Source organism: Flavobacterium hydatis (genome assembly GCF_000737695.1).
In the GTDB taxonomy this organism is placed as follows: domain Bacteria; phylum Bacteroidota; class Bacteroidia; order Flavobacteriales; family Flavobacteriaceae; genus Flavobacterium; species Flavobacterium hydatis.
Genome location: NZ_JPRM01000005.1, coordinates 64,496 through 81,090, shown reverse-complemented (window position 1 = coordinate 81,090; position 16,595 = coordinate 64,496). Strand labels below are relative to the sequence as shown.

At 32.5% G+C, this 16,595-nt stretch carries 9 protein-coding genes; 4 read left to right on the top strand and 5 right to left on the bottom strand.

Going from position 1 to position 16,595, the window contains the following annotated elements:
• The first annotated feature begins 138 nt into the window (after window positions 1-138).
• The 4 genes from IW20_RS04265 to IW20_RS04250 all read left to right on the top strand — a co-directional run bounded on the left by IW20_RS04265 (window position 139) and on the right by IW20_RS04250 (window position 9,661).
• Window positions 139-5,223, top strand: coding sequence for a translocation/assembly module TamB domain-containing protein (locus IW20_RS04265; protein ID WP_035619305.1), 5,085 nt, complete (start codon window positions 139-141; stop codon window positions 5,221-5,223).
• Window positions 5,224-5,227: 4 nt separating this feature from the next.
• A complete protein-coding gene (gene tamL, locus IW20_RS04260; protein ID WP_035619302.1) occupies window positions 5,228-7,522 on the top strand; it encodes a translocation and assembly module lipoprotein TamL in 2,295 nt (764 codons plus the stop codon).
• A 450-nt stretch (window positions 7,523-7,972) separates the two neighbouring features.
• Window positions 7,973-8,980 (top strand): LLM class flavin-dependent oxidoreductase, encoded by a 1,008-nt coding sequence (locus IW20_RS04255; RefSeq protein ID WP_035619300.1) that lies wholly within the window; start codon window positions 7,973-7,975, stop codon window positions 8,978-8,980.
• 60 nt (window positions 8,981-9,040) lie between these two features.
• The gene (locus IW20_RS04250; protein WP_035619297.1) at window positions 9,041-9,661 is read left to right on the top strand and encodes a DUF4230 domain-containing protein; all 621 of its coding nucleotides are present in this window, start codon (window positions 9,041-9,043) and stop codon (window positions 9,659-9,661) included.
• Between the two features lie 234 nt (window positions 9,662-9,895).
• On the opposite strand, the gene IW20_RS04245 is transcribed toward IW20_RS04250, so the two are convergent.
• The 5 genes from IW20_RS04245 to IW20_RS04225 all read right to left on the bottom strand — a co-directional run bounded on the left by IW20_RS04245 (window position 9,896) and on the right by IW20_RS04225 (window position 16,279).
• Complete coding sequence (locus tag IW20_RS04245; RefSeq protein ID WP_035619295.1) at window positions 9,896-11,653, bottom strand: aromatic amino acid hydroxylase; 1,758 nt, start codon at window positions 11,651-11,653, stop codon at window positions 9,896-9,898.
• 59 nt (window positions 11,654-11,712) lie between these two features.
• The gene (locus IW20_RS04240) at window positions 11,713-12,102 is read right to left on the bottom strand and encodes a group III truncated hemoglobin (RefSeq protein ID WP_035619292.1); all 390 of its coding nucleotides are present in this window, start codon (window positions 12,100-12,102) and stop codon (window positions 11,713-11,715) included.
• 162 nt (window positions 12,103-12,264) lie between these two features.
• On the bottom strand, window positions 12,265-13,509 hold the full coding sequence (gene ilvA / locus IW20_RS04235; RefSeq protein WP_035619290.1) for a threonine ammonia-lyase IlvA: 1,245 nt from the start codon (window positions 13,507-13,509) through the stop codon (window positions 12,265-12,267).
• A 211-nt stretch (window positions 13,510-13,720) separates the two neighbouring features.
• Window positions 13,721-14,266, bottom strand: a complete 546-nt coding sequence (locus IW20_RS04230; RefSeq protein ID WP_035619288.1) for a DUF4136 domain-containing protein — start codon at window positions 14,264-14,266, stop codon at window positions 13,721-13,723.
• 36 nt (window positions 14,267-14,302) lie between these two features.
• Window positions 14,303-16,279: a urocanate hydratase gene (locus IW20_RS04225; protein ID WP_035619285.1), complete on the bottom strand. Its 1,977-nt coding sequence runs from the start codon at window positions 16,277-16,279 to the stop codon at window positions 14,303-14,305.
• Window positions 16,280-16,595: the final 316 nt, after the last annotated feature.

Below are 16,595 nucleotides of genomic sequence, written 5' to 3'. Positions count from 1 at the left end.
TAATTCTAGAATAAGTTTAGATAATTATGTAAAGTATTGAGGTATATTTTTTACAATTTTGTAAATTGGAAATGGTTAGTCAAAATTAGCAGCCATATATCAATAATCTAAACCAATTATTAGCCTTATTTTCTTTATATGAATAAGAAACGAATTTCTTTTCTGAAAAAAATACTTCGAGTGCTACTTTGGTGTGTCATTACAATAGTGACACTATTGTTACTAATTATAATTTTAATTCAGGTTCCTGCAGTACAGAATTTCGCAAAGGATAAGGCGATTACTTATTTGCAAAAAAAGATAAGAACCAAAGTAGCTCTTGATCGAATAGCTATTAATTTTCCTAAAGAAATTGTATTAGAAGGATTTTATTTTGAAGATCAAAAGAAAGATACTTTGCTTAGCGGAAAGCGATTAGAGGTTGATATTGATTTATTTAAACTAATAGATAGTGAAGTCGAAATAAACTCTATTTCTCTTGAAAATACTACAGCGAATATTTCGAGAAACAAAGATGGAATTTTTAATTTCGATTATATAATTGCGGCATTTGCTTCTAAAGAACCCGAACCTGTAGATCCTAACAGTAAACCTTTTAAAATATCGGTTGTAAAAATCAATCTGGATAAAATCAATCTTAAATTTAAAGATGATTTGTCTAAAAATGATGTTCGTGTTAAACTAGCTAATTTTCAAACAGAATTTAAAAAAATCGATTTGGATAAAATGGATTTCGATATTCCGAATATTGACCTAAACGGATTGAAACTAGTTTTAAATCAAGATTTAGTAGAGAAGATAGCTGAAACATCAGTAAAAACTGTAGATACAATTTCAAAAAGTCCAGATTTTAATTTAAAACTGAATAAAATCAACTTGTCTAAAATTGATATTTCTTATGACAATAAAGATTCAAAACTAGCTTCAGGAATAACACTGGGACAATTACAGTTGTTGGTTAATAAATTGGATTTAAATAATCAGATGTTGGATTTTGATTCTTTCAAATTAAAAGATCTGAAAGGAAATCTACAATTAGGCGTAAAAGAAAAACAAATTAAAACACCAGATTTAGATTCTACAGCGATTCCTCAAGCAGGCTGGAAATTAAAACTAAAGTCTGCCGATATACAAAATATTGCTTTTAAATATGATGATATGCAATCGAAACCGGTTAAGAAAGGAATTGATTACGGGCATCTTAATTTGGATAATTTTAATATAAAAACCGAGAAGCTGTATTATGCAAATGATACGATTTCAGGAAGTGTAAAATCATTTACAGTAAATGAAAAAAGCGGACTTGAAATTCAAACGTTTACAACAGATTTTTTCTACGGGCCAAAAAATGCATATTTGGATAATCTGTATTTAAAAACACCACAAACTTTACTGCAAAAAAATATTAAGGTTGCCTACCCATCGATCGCGGCAGTAACTAAAAATATCGATAATCTTAGTTTAGATGCCAATTTAAGTCAGACAAAAATTGGGTTTAAAGACATATTACTTTTTGTTCCAGATTTACAAAATACCAATCCTTTTAAGAGCAATCCTAATGCGGTTTTATCTATAAATGCACGAGTAAGTGGGAAAGTAAAAAATTTAGCAATTCAGCAGTTTGAAATGAGCGGAATAGGAACGACAAAAGTTTCTATTTCAGGAAAAATTACAGGAATGCCAGATGCACAAAAAGCGTATTATGATTTAGATATAAAAAACTTTGTAAGCTCATCCAAAGATGTGATTTCGTTTGTGCCAGCAGGAACGATACCTAATAATATTCAGTTACCTTCTCAATTTAATTTAAAAGGAAAATTTAAAGGTTCAGTCAATAATTTTAAAACCAATTTGGCGCTAAACAGTAGTTTCGGAAATGCCAAAGTAGATGCCTTGTTTGATCAACGAATTAAAAAATCAGAGCAATATGATGCTACAATTTCTTTTTCAGAATTTGATTTAGGTAAACTAATAAAAAATGATTCATTAGGAAAAATTACGCTTAAAGCAAAAGTAAAAGGGAAGGGACTAGATCCTAAAACGGCACAAGCACATCTGGACGGAATCGTACAAAAAGCTGTATTTAATAAATATACATATCGAGATTTAACTTTAAAGGGAGAGATTGCCAAAGGAGCATTTGCAATAAACTCAGGAATTAAAGATCCAAATTTAAATTTTGGTTTAGTTGCCAACGGACGATTTGATGATAAATATCCAGCGGTAAAATTAAAATTGAACCTTGATATTGCTGATTTAGAGAAACTAAATCTTCATGCAGGCCCAATGAAAATTAGAGGAAATGTTGATGCAGATATTGCTAATAGTAATCCTGATTTTTTAAACGGGAAGGTTTTTTTGTCGAATATTCAGGTTTTAAAAGAGGCACAACCGATTGTATTAGATTCCATTAAAATTTTGGCTTATGCCGATAAAGAAAAAAATAATATCAAGGTAATATCTCAATTCCTAAAAGCTGAAGTTGATGGAAAATATAAACTGACAACATTATCGGCAGCATTAAAAAAATCGCTGTCAAAATACATGGATTTGCAAGTTCCTAAAGCCAAAGGAGAGTTAGATGAGCAACGATTAACATTTAATTTATCTGTAGATAGTGATCCATTACTTTTTCAGTTAGTTCCAAAGCTTAAAGGTTTAGAACCTATTAAAATCACGGGGAAATACAATAACGTGGTAGATTCTCTGGAAATAAAGGGAACTATTCCTAAAGTTATTTATGATACAAATACAATCTCTGATGGAAAGATAAATATAGAAGCAAAAGAGAATGCGTTAGAATATCAGGTTTCTGTGGCTCCGGTAGAAAGCGGAGATTTTAAGATTCCTTATGTTGGTTTATCAGGAAAAATAGAGAATAATATCCTGGAGTATGCCTTACAAATAAAAGATAAAGAGGATAAAGAGCAGTATTTTATTAAAGGAGAATTACTTCATGAAAATGCTAAAAACACTATAAAATTTGATCCAGATAATTTTGTACTGAATTACGATAAATGGAATTTAGATCAGGAGAATTGTATTGAATTTGGAGATAAACGACTTTACATTAATAAATTCTTTTTGAGTAATTCGGGTAATGAGCTAAAGATTCAATCACAAAACGAAGGAAAAAATGCGCCGTTACAAATCGACTTTGTCAATTTTAAAATTGGGACCATTTTAAATATGGTTAAAAAAGACGAATTGTTGATGCAAGGTTTGATAAATGGTTCAGTTTTGGCCGAAAATGTAATGACAAAACCAACGTTTACTTCTGATTTAAAAATAGACGATTTCATTTTTAAAGGAGAACCAGTTGGAGATATAGGCATAAAAGTAGATAACAAAGTCAATAATTTATTAGCGGCAAATGTTACCCTAAGCAAGCAAGGAAATGATGTAAGTCTTACTGGGAATTATAAAATCGATGATAGCACTTTTGATTTTGATATAGCTATCAATCATTTAAATATTAAGAGCATTCAAGGCTTTAGTATGGGTAATGTTACAGATGGATCAGGTTACTTATCAGGAAAGTTTAAAATTATAGGAAATGCTGATTTGCCTAAAGTAAATGGAGAGTTAGATTTTAACGATGCCGCTTTTAGAGTGACAAAATTCAATTCTAAATTTAATATAACAAACGAGAAAATTAAGTTTGAAAATGAAGCGATAGTTTTTGATAATTTCTCTGTTTATGACGAAAACAAAAACGAGCTATTTGTAAATGGAGCCATTAATTCTAAAGACTTTAGGAATTATGGTTTTGCTTTAACTATAAAAGCAGATCAGTTTAGAGCGATTCATTCTACAGAAGCAGATAATGATTTGTTCTATGGGGATTTATCTTTAGATGCAAATCTAAATATAAAAGGAACGCTGGATAATCCTGTTGTAGGCGGAAATATTAAGATTAATGAGGATACAAAATTTACAGTTGTTATGCCTCAGTCAGATCCGTCTATTGCCGATAGAGAAGGAATTGTAGAGTTTGTAGATGAAGATAATTTACTGCTAAAACAAACCGCTGCAATGGAGAGCAAGCTCAACCAATCTCAATTAATTGGTATGGATGTAAGCGTTGCTATCTCGATAGATAAAAAAGCAGAACTTACTTTGGTAATCGATAAAGGTAACGGAGATTATCTAAGATTACTTGGAGAAGCTGATCTTATTGGAGGGATTGATCCATCCGGAAAAACTACGCTTACAGGAAAATATGAGTTTAGTGAAGGAGCTTATGAGATGAGTTTTAATATGATAAGACGAAAATTTGATATTCAAAAAGGAAGTTATATCATCTGGAACGGAGAGCCTACAATGGCAAATTTAAACTTAACAGCAATATATAAAGTTAATACTGCTCCGATAGATTTATTAGGGAATCAGCTTGGGACTATGAACGCAGCTGAAAAAAATACGTACAAGCAAAAAATTCCGTTTCAGACTTTATTAAAGATGAACGGAGAACTTATGAAACCCGAAATCTCGTTTGATATTGTTCTTCCGGATGGTAATTATGATGTTTCATCGGATATTGTAAATGCTTCGCAAACAAAATTACAGCAATTACGACAAGATCCATCAGAGCTAAACAAGCAAGTCTTTGCACTTTTACTCTTAAATCGATTTGTGGGAGAAAATCCTTTTGCAAGCGAAAGTGGAGGAATGAGTGCTGAATCTATGGCAAGACAGAGTGTGAGCAAAATACTTTCGGATCAATTAAATAATCTTGCTGGAGATTTAATAAGTGGTATACAATTAGAATTTGACTTAGAATCTACGGATGATTATACTTCGGGATCCAGACAAAACAAAACAGATTTAAACGTAGGAGTTTCTAAAAAGTTATTAAACGACAGATTAAAAGTTACTATAGGAAGCAGTTTTGGACTTGAAGGACAAGATAATAATGAGCAGGATACCAATATTGCTGGAGACGTTGCTATAGATTACCAACTTACTAAAGATGGACGATATATGGTTAGAGCATATCGCAAAAATCAATATCAGGTTGCTGTAGAAGGTCAGGTTGTAGAAACTGGAGTAGCATTTATTATTACGATGAATTACAATAAGTTTAGAGAACTATTTCATCGTAGTGAGAAGGAAAAGGAACTGCTTAAAAAGGAAAAAATACGCAAAGAAAAAGACAAGCAAAAGGAAAAAGAAGAGAAAGAGAAAGAAGAATTAGATAATGAGCAAGAGCAAAAAACGTAGTAATATGGAAACTAAATATCTAAAATATTTTATACTGCTTTCTTTGTTTTTTGCTTTAGGATGTAGCAACACTAAATATTTACCCAAAGGTGAATTATTATATACAGGAGCTTCGGTAAAAATAGAAGACACCATTCTTACAAAGAAAGAAAAGAAAGAGATACAAAGCGAACTAGAAGGTTTACTACGCCCTTTACCTAATAAACAATTTCTTGGATTACGTCCTAAATTATGGATATACAATGTGGCTGGAGAGCCAAAGAAAAAGAAAGGAACAAGATATTGGTTAAGAAATAAAGTTGGCGAAGCACCAGTACTTTATAGTAAAGTCGATTTAGATTATAACTCGGCATTGCTGCGAAATTTCACCGAAAATAAAGGTTTCTTTAAAGTGAGAGTTAGTGCAGATTCTACAGCAAAAGATAAAAGAGCAACAGTACAATATACCGTTTTACCAAAACGACAGTATAAAATTAAAAGTGTTACGTTTCCAGAAGATTCTTCGGCTATAGCCAAAGAAATAGCTAAAACAAGTCGTAGGTCGTTACTAAAAGTGGGGAAACCATACGATTTGGATGTTATTAAATCAGAGAGAGAACGTATCGATTCCCGGTTAAAAGAAAAGGGATATTATTATTTTAATCCCGATTACATTTTGGCACAAGTCGATAGTACCAAAGGAGATTATGAAGTAAATATCAAATTAAAAATAAAAGAGCAAACACCTGTTAAAGCTAAAATTGCTTACAAAATTAATGATATAGTAGTATATCCTAATTTCTCAATTTTAAAAGATAGTGTAGCTTATAAAAAAGAAGATGTCTTAAAATATAAAGATTTCACGATTATAGATTCTACAAATACATTTAGACCAAGAGTATTTGACAGAGCTTTATACTTTAAAAAAGGAGACTTTTATAATCGATCAGACCACAATCTTTCCTTGAATCGATTTGTAAATCTAGGAACATTTAACTTTGTAAAAAATGAATTTAAAGAGTCCGATAGTATAAAAAACACTCTTGATGCCTATTACTATTTAACCCTATTACCTAAAAAGTTTATTAGAGTTGAGGTTTTAGGAAAAACCAATTCGGCTAGTTACACAGGTTCAGAAATCAATGTAAACTGGAATAACAGGAACTTACTAAGAGGAGCAGAGTTATTTACGATATCCGTATTTGGAGGAGCAGATTTTCAAATCTCTGGGCAAAACAAAGGAAATAACATATACAAATTAGGAGGAGAAGCAAGTTTAACTTGGCCAAGATTAATTACGCCTTTTAATTTTCAAGGTTCTAGCGAGTTTGTTCCCAAAACCAAAGCGACTTTGGGATATGAATTTCAAAACCGAATAAATCTTTATGCCCTAAATTCTTTTAAAGGATCATTTGGTTATTTATGGAAAGAAAATGTTAGAAAAGAGCATCAACTGGATATTATAGAAGTTAATTATGTAAGTCCAAATCATGTAACGCCTTATTATTTAGAGCAAGTTGCCAAAGACGAATCGTTATCTAAAGTACTCGAAAAACAATTAATCTTTGGGCCTACGTATTCGTATACTTATACAAATACAATGAGAAAAAGGAAGAAGAATACATTCTACTTTAATGGTGAGCTAGATTTGGCAGGTAATATTACAGGTTTAGTAACAAAAGCAAATATCAAGAAAAATGATACCATAAAAATATTTGATGTTCCTTTTAGTCAATATGTAAAGTTAAGAGCCGATTTTAGACATTACTTAAAACTAGGAAAAGAGAGTCAATTAGCAAGTAGAATTATTGTAGGCGCAGGTTTGCCTTATGGCAATTCGTCTTCATTGCCCTCTGTTAAGCAATTTGTAGTAGGAGGAACAAATAGTATTCGTGCCTTTAGAGCGCGCTCGATAGGACCAGGTAGTTTTAAAAGTCCAGATACAACGACTACATTTTTGCCAGATCAATCGGGAGATTTAAAACTAGAGTTTAGTACAGAATATAGAACAAAACTTTTTAGTATAGTAAGAGGAGCCGTTTTTCTAGACGCAGGGAACGTTTGGTTGGTCAATAATGACCCAGATAAACCTGGAGCAAAAATCAGTAAGAACTTTATGCAAGAACTTGCAATTGGTGCGGGAGCAGGATTACGTTTTGACTTATCATTCCTGATATTAAGAACCGATATTGCATTTCCGTTAAGAATACCATATTTACCCGAAGGACAACGCTGGGTAATAGACGATATTAACTTTGGAAGTGGTTCTTGGAGAAAGGACAATCTAATACTCAACATCGCGATTGGGTATCCTTTTTAAAGATATCCCAATATAAATTTCAAGTAGTTAAAAATGTAGTTTTGTTAACATAAGGAGTTAAAAAAGCACCGTACTATTAACATCTATACCCTTAAGTAATTGGACGTTTGTTTTTAATAAATTAGATAAAAGCAATTTTTTAGATTTATCCTTATTACCACTTATATCTCTGATAATTCTGTAAATATATCTTTTGGTGATATATTTAATTTTTCTGCTAGTTTTCATAATTAAGAGGTTTATGATTTGTTATCTAAAGTTACAAAAAATAACTTTTGGATTCATCAACTTATCTCAAGAAATTTTGTGACTTCGAACTATTATGTAACTATTCAAAATAAGAGATTTTATTTATTAGCGTTATATTTATTTAACAGCGTTAGAAATTTATAATTCAATTAACAATTAAAAGGTAATTAATGGTTAATTTTGTAAAAAGACTAATTAAACATGAACAATAATATACCTATATCCTTATTAGAATTAGCATTTATTACTGAAGGTAGTGATGCAAAAGAAACTTTTCAGAAAACAAAAGAACTTGCACAACTAGCTGATAATTTAGAATATAACCGATTCTGGCTCGCCGAACATCATAATATGGCACATGTAGCAAGTACAGCAACAGTAGTTTTAATTGGTTACATAGCAAGTCAGACTCAAAATATCCGAGTAGGTTCGGGTGGAATAATGCTTCCGAATCATTCTCCACTTATTATTGCGGAACAATTTGGAACGTTAGAGACACTCTATCCAAACCGAATAGATTTAGGTTTAGGCAGAGCACCAGGAACAGACTCTTTAACAGCGCAAGCCATTCGAGAAGATTTTTATGAGCAATCTCGTAAATTTCCAAAGAATGTACAGGCAATTCATGATTATTTTTCACCAGATAATGCTTCCGCAAAAGTAAGAGCGTTTCCTGCCGAAGGGGCAAATGTACCCGTTTGGATATTAGGCTCTAGTATGGATAGTGCTGCTCTTGCTGCTGCAAAAGGATTGCCATATGCATTTGCAGGACATTTTGCGCCAAAGATGATGTTTCAGGCGTTCGAGTTTTATCGTGAGAACTTTATCCCTTCAAAATATTTAACCAGTCCAAAAACAATGGCTTGTGTAAATGCAATTGGAGCAGATACAGATGAAGAGGCAGAAATTTTGTCGACTACATTATATCAAATGTTCTTAGGGTTGGTTCGTAATAACAGAAAACCAATGCAACCACCACTTGCATCATTAGATGGGTTGATGAGCGAAGAAGAAAAATTTCATGTAGATCAAATGACAGCTTGCACCTTTAAGGGAAGTAAAGAGAAACTAGAAAAAGATTTAAAACAATTTATAGACTATTCTCGCATAGATGAATTGATGATTACAAGCCCGATTTTTGATCATCAGGATAAAATGAAAAGCATAAAAATTCTTAAAGAAGTTATCGATAACATCAATAAAGCATAGTGATGCTTTCTGAAAAAATCACTAAATTGGCTTCATAATAGCCATCATTAAAACATAATTATGTTGAGAAGAATTTTAATCGGAATCGTAATCATAGTTGGAATTGTCCTTGCGTTCAAATATTGTGAATTCAAGAAAGACGATTCAGTGAATTTAGATTATAATACCAATTTAATACAGCAACAAATTGTAAACGTTGGGAAGTTGGTAGTTACCGAAGGGCATTTCTCTGAGGTAGTAACTTATAAAAACTCAAACAAGTATTTGCTAGACATGATTTCTTTTGAGAAGAAAGCATTGATTGTAGTAAATGCAAATGTTACTGTAGCCTACGATTTGCATAAAATGAAATATGAAATTGACGAAAAAAATAAAGTCATAAAGATTGTTTCGATTCCAAAAGAAGAAATTACAATCAATCCAGATATTCAATATTATAATGTAGAGCAAAGTCAGTTAAACGAGTTTACAGGCGATGATTATAATAAAATAAATAAATCTGTAAAAGCTAGTTTAGCAAAAAAAATAGAGAAGTCTTCGCTTAAAGCAAATGCACAAAACCGTTTGATTAGTGAATTGTCTAAGATTTTAATCCTGACAAATACAATGGGCTGGAAACTACAATATGACGGTAAAACAATTGAAAACGAAGCTGAGCTTAGTAACGATTTGAAATTGTAAAATTTAGGAGCAAAGGTTCAAAGTAGCAAAGGTTTAAAGTAGCAAAGGTTTAAAGTTTTTCTCTTAATCTTGTCATGCTGAGCGGAGTTGAAACGCTACATTGATTGTGCCCTTAGACTTCGAAGAAAGGCAAGATTTTGGTGAATGTCGCACAGATTTTACAATCAAAATCTTTAGGAGGCCTTTGTCAAAGTTTTGAACTTTGACAAAGGTCTTCTTTATAAAAGTCTCTTTCTAGCACTTCTCCTTATCAAAAATCAAATCTAAACCTCCAGCAATTAAATGTGCAACTTCAGGTCTTTTTGATTTCAAGTTTTCAAGATGCGCTAATACTTCCTGTAATAATTGTGGTTGATTATCATTCTTTAATAACTCAGTAATTTCTACAGATAATAGCCAATCATTAGGATGATTTGTTTTTATTTTTTCGAATACAGAAGGCAGTAATGTTTCGTGAGAATTGGTTTCTCTTATAGTTCTAACCTGTTGGTATAATTCTTCTAGCTCATCACGTTCTTTAGAATGTTTGGCTTTGATGGTTTTTGTCTTTGGAATTGAATCTATTAAATCAAAGCTATTTACATCGGCAGGGCCAGAAAAAGCAGAAACTACTTTTTTACCAATTGCCATATCGTAATTACCCCATTCAGGTTTAAATAAAATAGTATCTCCGTGAGTTACGGTGCAATTTCTAAAACTGATTAAAATAATCTCACCGTGTAAATTTCTAGAGCCTGTAATGATTTCACCTTCTACAATAATGCCACCTTCAAATTCTAGTTTGATGGTTTCATTTTCGACTATTTTGTAAGCATTTAAATCCATCGGACTCATATCTTCAATAGCAAGATTAAAGCCTTTTAATTTTCCGATAGGACTACCAAAACCTTCAGGGTGTGTTAGCGTTCCGTGACCAACTAATTCTTTTTCGCGGTAAGATAATGCTGTTTTTCCTGTTGTTTGTATATAAATAGGTTTTCCATCAGCTTCAATTACATTGGTAAAAACACCAGAAATTTGTAAACCAGTACTTAGTTCTATTGTGCCTAAAGCATTCGAATTTATTAATTTTTGAATACCTGAAATTCCTCCTGTACGTAAAGCCATTTTATTAGCAAATTCTTCAAGAATAAGACTTAAATAGGCAAAAGTAGGCGTAACATATAGTTGAGGTTGTAATTTTGTAATATCAAAACTCTGGTTTGCAGCCGAGATATCGTAAGGAATTTTAGTAACGTTATCTGTCATACACCAAGCGCTTTCACCAATTGATGATAATAGACCAGCACCGTAAATTTTAGGGTTTTCGATTGTGCCAATCAAACCATATTCCACAGTCCACCAATGTAAGTTTCTTATTTGTGCCATTTCAGACAATTCGCCCATATTGTTTTGCAAATCTTCAACAGTTTTTTCAGCTTGATCTATATCGGCTTGAGGAGTTCCTTCGGCTTCTTTTAAAATCGAAAGCAATCTAATTGCTTCATACATTTGGTAATCTTTGTGCGAAGAAATGGCTTTGCAACCAATTTCGCCAAAACGACGTAAGTACTCAGCATATTCAGGATTAGCAATAATAGGAGCGTGGCCTGCACCTTCGTGAATAATATCGGGTGCGGGAGTATATTCAATATGTTCTAGCTGACGAATATCCGAAGCAATTACCAGGACATTATATGCCTGAAATTCCATAAAAGCATTTGGTGGAATAAAACCATCAACCGCTACAGCAGCCCAACCAATTTCGGTTAAGATTCGGTTCATACCATACATGCTCGGAATATTGTTGATTTCGATTCCCGTTTTCTTTAATCCATCTAGATAAGAATGGTGAGCAACTTTAGATAAATAGTCAACATTTTTACGCATTACATATCTCCAAACCGCTTGATTAATTGGCGTATAATCGCTATAATCTTGAGGTTTAATAAATTGCTTTAAGTGTTTAGGCAATCTGTCTAATAACGGATTTGTTTCAATAGTTGGGTTCATTTCGAAATCGTTGTAGTTCTTCTGCGAAATTACGAATTTATCAAGCTATTTTTAGCTTTTTATTTAGATGTTTTTTCTAAATTCCTAAAATATTCAATTTTATAATTAAACATATAGGCCATATTAGCGGCTCTATCCTTTGCTTCTTCAGCAACAATTCCTATAAAAAGACCATCTACGGTTTCTGTAAAAATTTCCATCCATCTATTAAAATGAGATTGATCAACTGGTAAATGTTTATGAGGAGGAAATGGACTTCCGGAATAAGTATGTTCTTCTAGTAAAATAGTCTGCCAGAATTTATACATTTTCTCTAAATGTTCTGGCCATCTTCCTTGAATCTTTTCATTAAAAATTGAACCAATAAGTTTATCTTTTTGAACTTTTGCATAAAAAGTATTAACTAATAGTTTTATATCTTCAATTGTTGTAATATCTAAAATAACCATGGTTTTTGTGTAAAAAAAATTATATGCAAAAATAGCAAAAAACAGAAGATTTATCTTATATATTTAGTTAAATGAATCTAAAATGGTTCTTAAATGATTGCTCTTTATAAATCATAAAAAGAAAAAAAAGATTACCAGATTTTCACATAATCCTCCATTTTTTTATCCAATAAGCTGCGCATATAAATCCTGATTTTCATTGAGATATTGAAATTCAAATCCTTTAGCAATCATATTAGTTTTAATGTTTACGATGTCTTTTTTGTTTTTAAGTTCTAATCCAACTACTACTGAGCCAACCTCTCGACTGTTTTTCTTGGCAAACTGAAAATAAGTGATGTCATCATTTGGCCCTAAAATATCATTTACAAATTCTTTAAGCGCACCAGGGCGTTGCGGGAACTGAATCATGAAATAATGCATTAATCCTTCGTAAAGTAATGAACGTTCTTTTATTTCGGCAGTACGCTCAATATCATTATTGCTTCCGCTTACAACACAAACTACTGTTTTACCTTTTATTTTTTCTTTATAAAAGTCTAATGCAGCAATTGTTAATGCTCCGGCAGGTTCTACAACCATTGCTTCTTCATTGTACAAACGTAAAATCGTAGTGCAAACTTTGCCTTCGGGAACAAGGATGATATCATCTAAGTTTTTGCGGCAAATATCAAAAGTCATATCGCCAACTTGTTTTACCGCTGCACCATCTACAAACTTATCAATGGTTTTTAGTGCTGTATTTTTGCCGTCGATAATAGATGTTTTCATCGATGGAGCTCCTTTTGGTTCTACTCCAATGATTTTAGTTTCAGGACTTAGATGTTTAAAAACTTCTGAAAGTCCAGATGCAAGTCCGCCACCACCTATGGGAACAAAAACATAATCGATAGGTTCTTTATAAGATTCCAGAATTTCTAATCCTACAGTACCTTGTCCGGCAATAACTTTTAAATCATCAAAAGGATGGATAAAGATTCTATTGCTTTTTTCAGCATCTTCAGTTGCTGAGGCATACGCATCATCAAAAGTATCGCCAATAAGCACAATTTCTACAAAAGATTTCCCAAATAATTGTACTTGCTTTACTTTTTGTTTTGGGGTTGTTTTTGGCATGTAAATCTTGCCTTTTATTTGTAGTAAATTACAAGAATATGCTACGCCTTGAGCATGATTTCCTGCACTTGCGCAAACAATACCTTTTGCTTTTTCGGCAGTATTTAGTGATGAAATTTTATTATAAGCACCTCTAATTTTATACGAGCGTACAATTTGTAAATCTTCTCTTTTTAATAAAACAGTCGATTTAAACTCGTCCGAAAGATTGAGGTTTTGTGTAAGTGGGGTAGCAGCAACTACTTTGCTTAGTTGTTCTTTTGCGGTAATTACTTCATTAAATAAATTCATGGTATTTTTTCGGTTGTTTTTTAAAATAAAAAACCTCCCGATTTGGGAGGTTCTAATAAATTGTATTTTGTTTACTTATTTATATAACACCTCGCCATTATTGTAGAATTACAATAATGTTAATAGCGATAATAATGTTATTTAAGTTTGTCATTGTTTATTATTTGAAAAAACAAATGTATTAATTATTTAATAAGAACAACAAAAAAGATTATTTTTTTGCAATTGTAGGAGGATATTGTGCTAATATTTTAGTCACAAAATCGGCTACTATTTTATCTTTTTTCTCTCCGCCTTGTTGTGTTAAATAACCAACACCTTCGCCTTGCCAGATCATTTCTTTTTTCTTAGCATCGATAAAATCAATGTATAAAGTTCCTTGGGTAGATGTTGTAACAGAAGTTTGGTTTCCCATCATTAAGTAAGGATTCCAACCGTATCCCCATCCGTAACCCCAACCAGCGCTAAACTGATTTACATTCACTTCTTCTCTAGCTTTTGTAAAAATGTTTATTAATAAATCTGGATTATCACTTTTAGTAAAACCTTTTGCTGCCATTTGCTCATCGATAGCGTGTAAAATTCTTCTTTTATCTAAATCAGAAATTTCTACTTTATCAATACCGGCTTTAAAATAGGCATAAGTTTTATATTTAGTAAAATCCACATTTTTATCATAATCAGAATAGACTGAAACAGAACTACACGAGCTTAGAATAAAGAGGAATAGAATCGGTAAAATAAATAATTTTTTCATGTTTAAATAATTTAAAAGTTTAATATCGACTTTAATTTAGAATAATTTTTCGTCTACTATATTAGGGATGGTCACTTTCAATAAAGGTTGCGTGTTCATAGCTCTTTTTATTGCAAAAATAGCCTCATCATTACGTGCCCAATTTCTTCTTGAAATACCATTGTTTACATCCCAAAAAAGCATTGACGCTAAGCGTTTTGACGCCTCTTTAGACCCATCAAGAACCATACCAAAACCGCCATTTATAACCTCTCCCCAGCCTACGCCGCCGCCATTATGTATAGAGACCCAAGTTGCTCCTCTGAAGCTGTCACCAATAACATTTTGTATCGCCATATCAGCGGTATATCTTGATCCGTCATAAATATTTGATGTTTCTCTGTAAGGAGAATCTGTTCCCGAAACATCATGATGATCACGACCTAAAACTACTAGTCCAATTTCGCCTTTAGCAATAGCTTGGTTAAAAGCTTCTGCAATTTTTATACGACCTTCGGCATCGGCATATAAAATACGTGCCTGAGATCCTACAACCAGTTTATTTTCTTGAGCTCCTTTTATCCATTTGATATTATCCTGCATTTGTTGCTGAATTTCATCGGGTGCAGTTTTTGCCATTTCCTCTAAAACTTGAGAAGCTATAGCATCAGTTTTTTGTAAATCTTCGGGTTTTCCAGAAGTACAAACCCATCTAAACGGACCAAATCCGTAATCAAAACACATTGGTCCCATAATATCCTGAACGTAACTAGGATATTTAAAATCGATGTTGTTTTCGGCCATTACCTGAGCACCTGCACGAGAAGCTTCTAGTAAAAAAGCATTTCCGTAATCAAAGAAATAAGTTCCTTTGGCAGTGTGTTTGTTTATAGCATCGGCATGACGACGAAGTGTTTCTTGTACTTTTTCTTTAAATAATTCAGGATTATTAGCCATCATTTCATTGGCAGCTTCAAAGGTAATTCCAACAGGATAATATCCACCAGCCCAAGGATTATGTAATGAAGTTTGATCAGATCCTAAATCAATTTTAATGTTTTCTTGGTCAAATTTCTCCCAAACATCTACTACGTTTCCTAAATAAGCAATAGAGACTACTTCTTTATTGGCTTTCGCCAAAGCAACTCTTTTTACCAATTCGTCAAGATCTTCTACAATTTCATTGATCCAACCTTGTTCATGACGGATTTTAGTGATTTTAGGATTTACTTCGGCACAAACCGTGATACAACCAGCAATATTTCCTGCTTTAGGTTGAGCACCACTCATTCCGCCTAATCCAGAAGTAACAAATAAGTTCCCTTCAGGGTTTAGTTTTATTTTTCTGAAACCATTTAATACAGTAATTGTCGTTCCGTGTACAATTCCTTGTGGTCCAATATACATATAACTTCCAGCAGTCATTTGTCCGTATTGAGAAACTCCAAGCGCGTTCATTTTCTCCCAATCATCTGGTTTAGAATAATTCGGTATAACCATTCCGTTAGTTACAACTACACGTGGAGCTTCAGGATGCGAAGGGAATAATCCCATCGGGTGTCCAGAATACATGGTAAGCGTTTGCTCATTTGTCATTTCCGACAAGTATTGCATTGCAAGTAAGTATTGCGCCCAGTTCTGGAAAACAGCTCCGTTACCACCATAAGTAATTAATTCGTGCGGATGTTGCGCCACAGCATAATCCAGATTGTTCTGAATCATTAGCATAATTGCTTTTGCTTGTTCTGATTTTCCAGGATATTCGCTAATAGGTCTGGCATACATTCTGTAATCAGGACGAAAACGATACATATAAATACGTCCGTATTGTTCTAATTCTTCCGAAAATTCGGTTATTAATTCCGCATGATGTTGCGGTTCAAAATAACGTAATGCGTTTTTTAAGGCTAGTTTTTTTTCTTCTGCAGAAAGGATTGCTTTACGTTTTGGTGCGTGATTTATTGCTAAATCGTATGTTGCCTTTGGAGGTAATATAGATGGAATTCCTTGTTGAATTTGTTCTTGGAAAGTCATTTTTTTATAAGTTGCTTAGTTGCTAAGATTCTAAGTTGCTAAGGTATTTTAGCTAGATTAACAACAGATTAATTTTTTGTTCTTTAGATTATTGTCGACCTGCTAGGTCTCAAATGCTAATCGATAAATTCTATTTCTATAAATAATATAATCCTAACGAATTTATTTTTTCAGCCTTGTTAAGGCGTAATATTTATAGAAAACAACACGATCAGTTGGTAAAAGCTCCATAGGAGCGAAATACCTATTCAATGTAAAATCAATCTGAAATAATTATCTAATTTTCAAATTGACACATTTTCTAATTAACAACTAG

Excerpts from the sequence above, each read along its gene's own strand:
- IW20_RS04265 (WP_035619305.1), top strand. The coding sequence starts at position 139 with ATGAATAAGAAACGAATTTCTTTTCTGAAAAAAATACTTCGAGTGCTA.
- tamL (WP_035619302.1), top strand. The coding sequence starts at position 5,228 with ATGGAAACTAAATATCTAAAATATTTTATACTGCTTTCTTTGTTTTTT.
- IW20_RS04255 (WP_035619300.1), top strand. The coding sequence starts at position 7,973 with ATGAACAATAATATACCTATATCCTTATTAGAATTAGCATTTATTACT.
- IW20_RS04250 (WP_035619297.1), top strand. The coding sequence starts at position 9,041 with ATGTTGAGAAGAATTTTAATCGGAATCGTAATCATAGTTGGAATTGTC.
- IW20_RS04245 (WP_035619295.1), bottom strand. The coding sequence starts at position 11,653 with ATGAACCCAACTATTGAAACAAATCCGTTATTAGACAGATTGCCTAAA.
- IW20_RS04240 (WP_035619292.1), bottom strand. The coding sequence starts at position 12,102 with ATGGTTATTTTAGATATTACAACAATTGAAGATATAAAACTATTAGTT.
- ilvA (WP_035619290.1), bottom strand. The coding sequence starts at position 13,509 with ATGAATTTATTTAATGAAGTAATTACCGCAAAAGAACAACTAAGCAAA.
- IW20_RS04230 (WP_035619288.1), bottom strand. The coding sequence starts at position 14,266 with ATGAAAAAATTATTTATTTTACCGATTCTATTCCTCTTTATTCTAAGC.
- IW20_RS04225 (WP_035619285.1), bottom strand. The coding sequence starts at position 16,279 with ATGACTTTCCAAGAACAAATTCAACAAGGAATTCCATCTATATTACCT.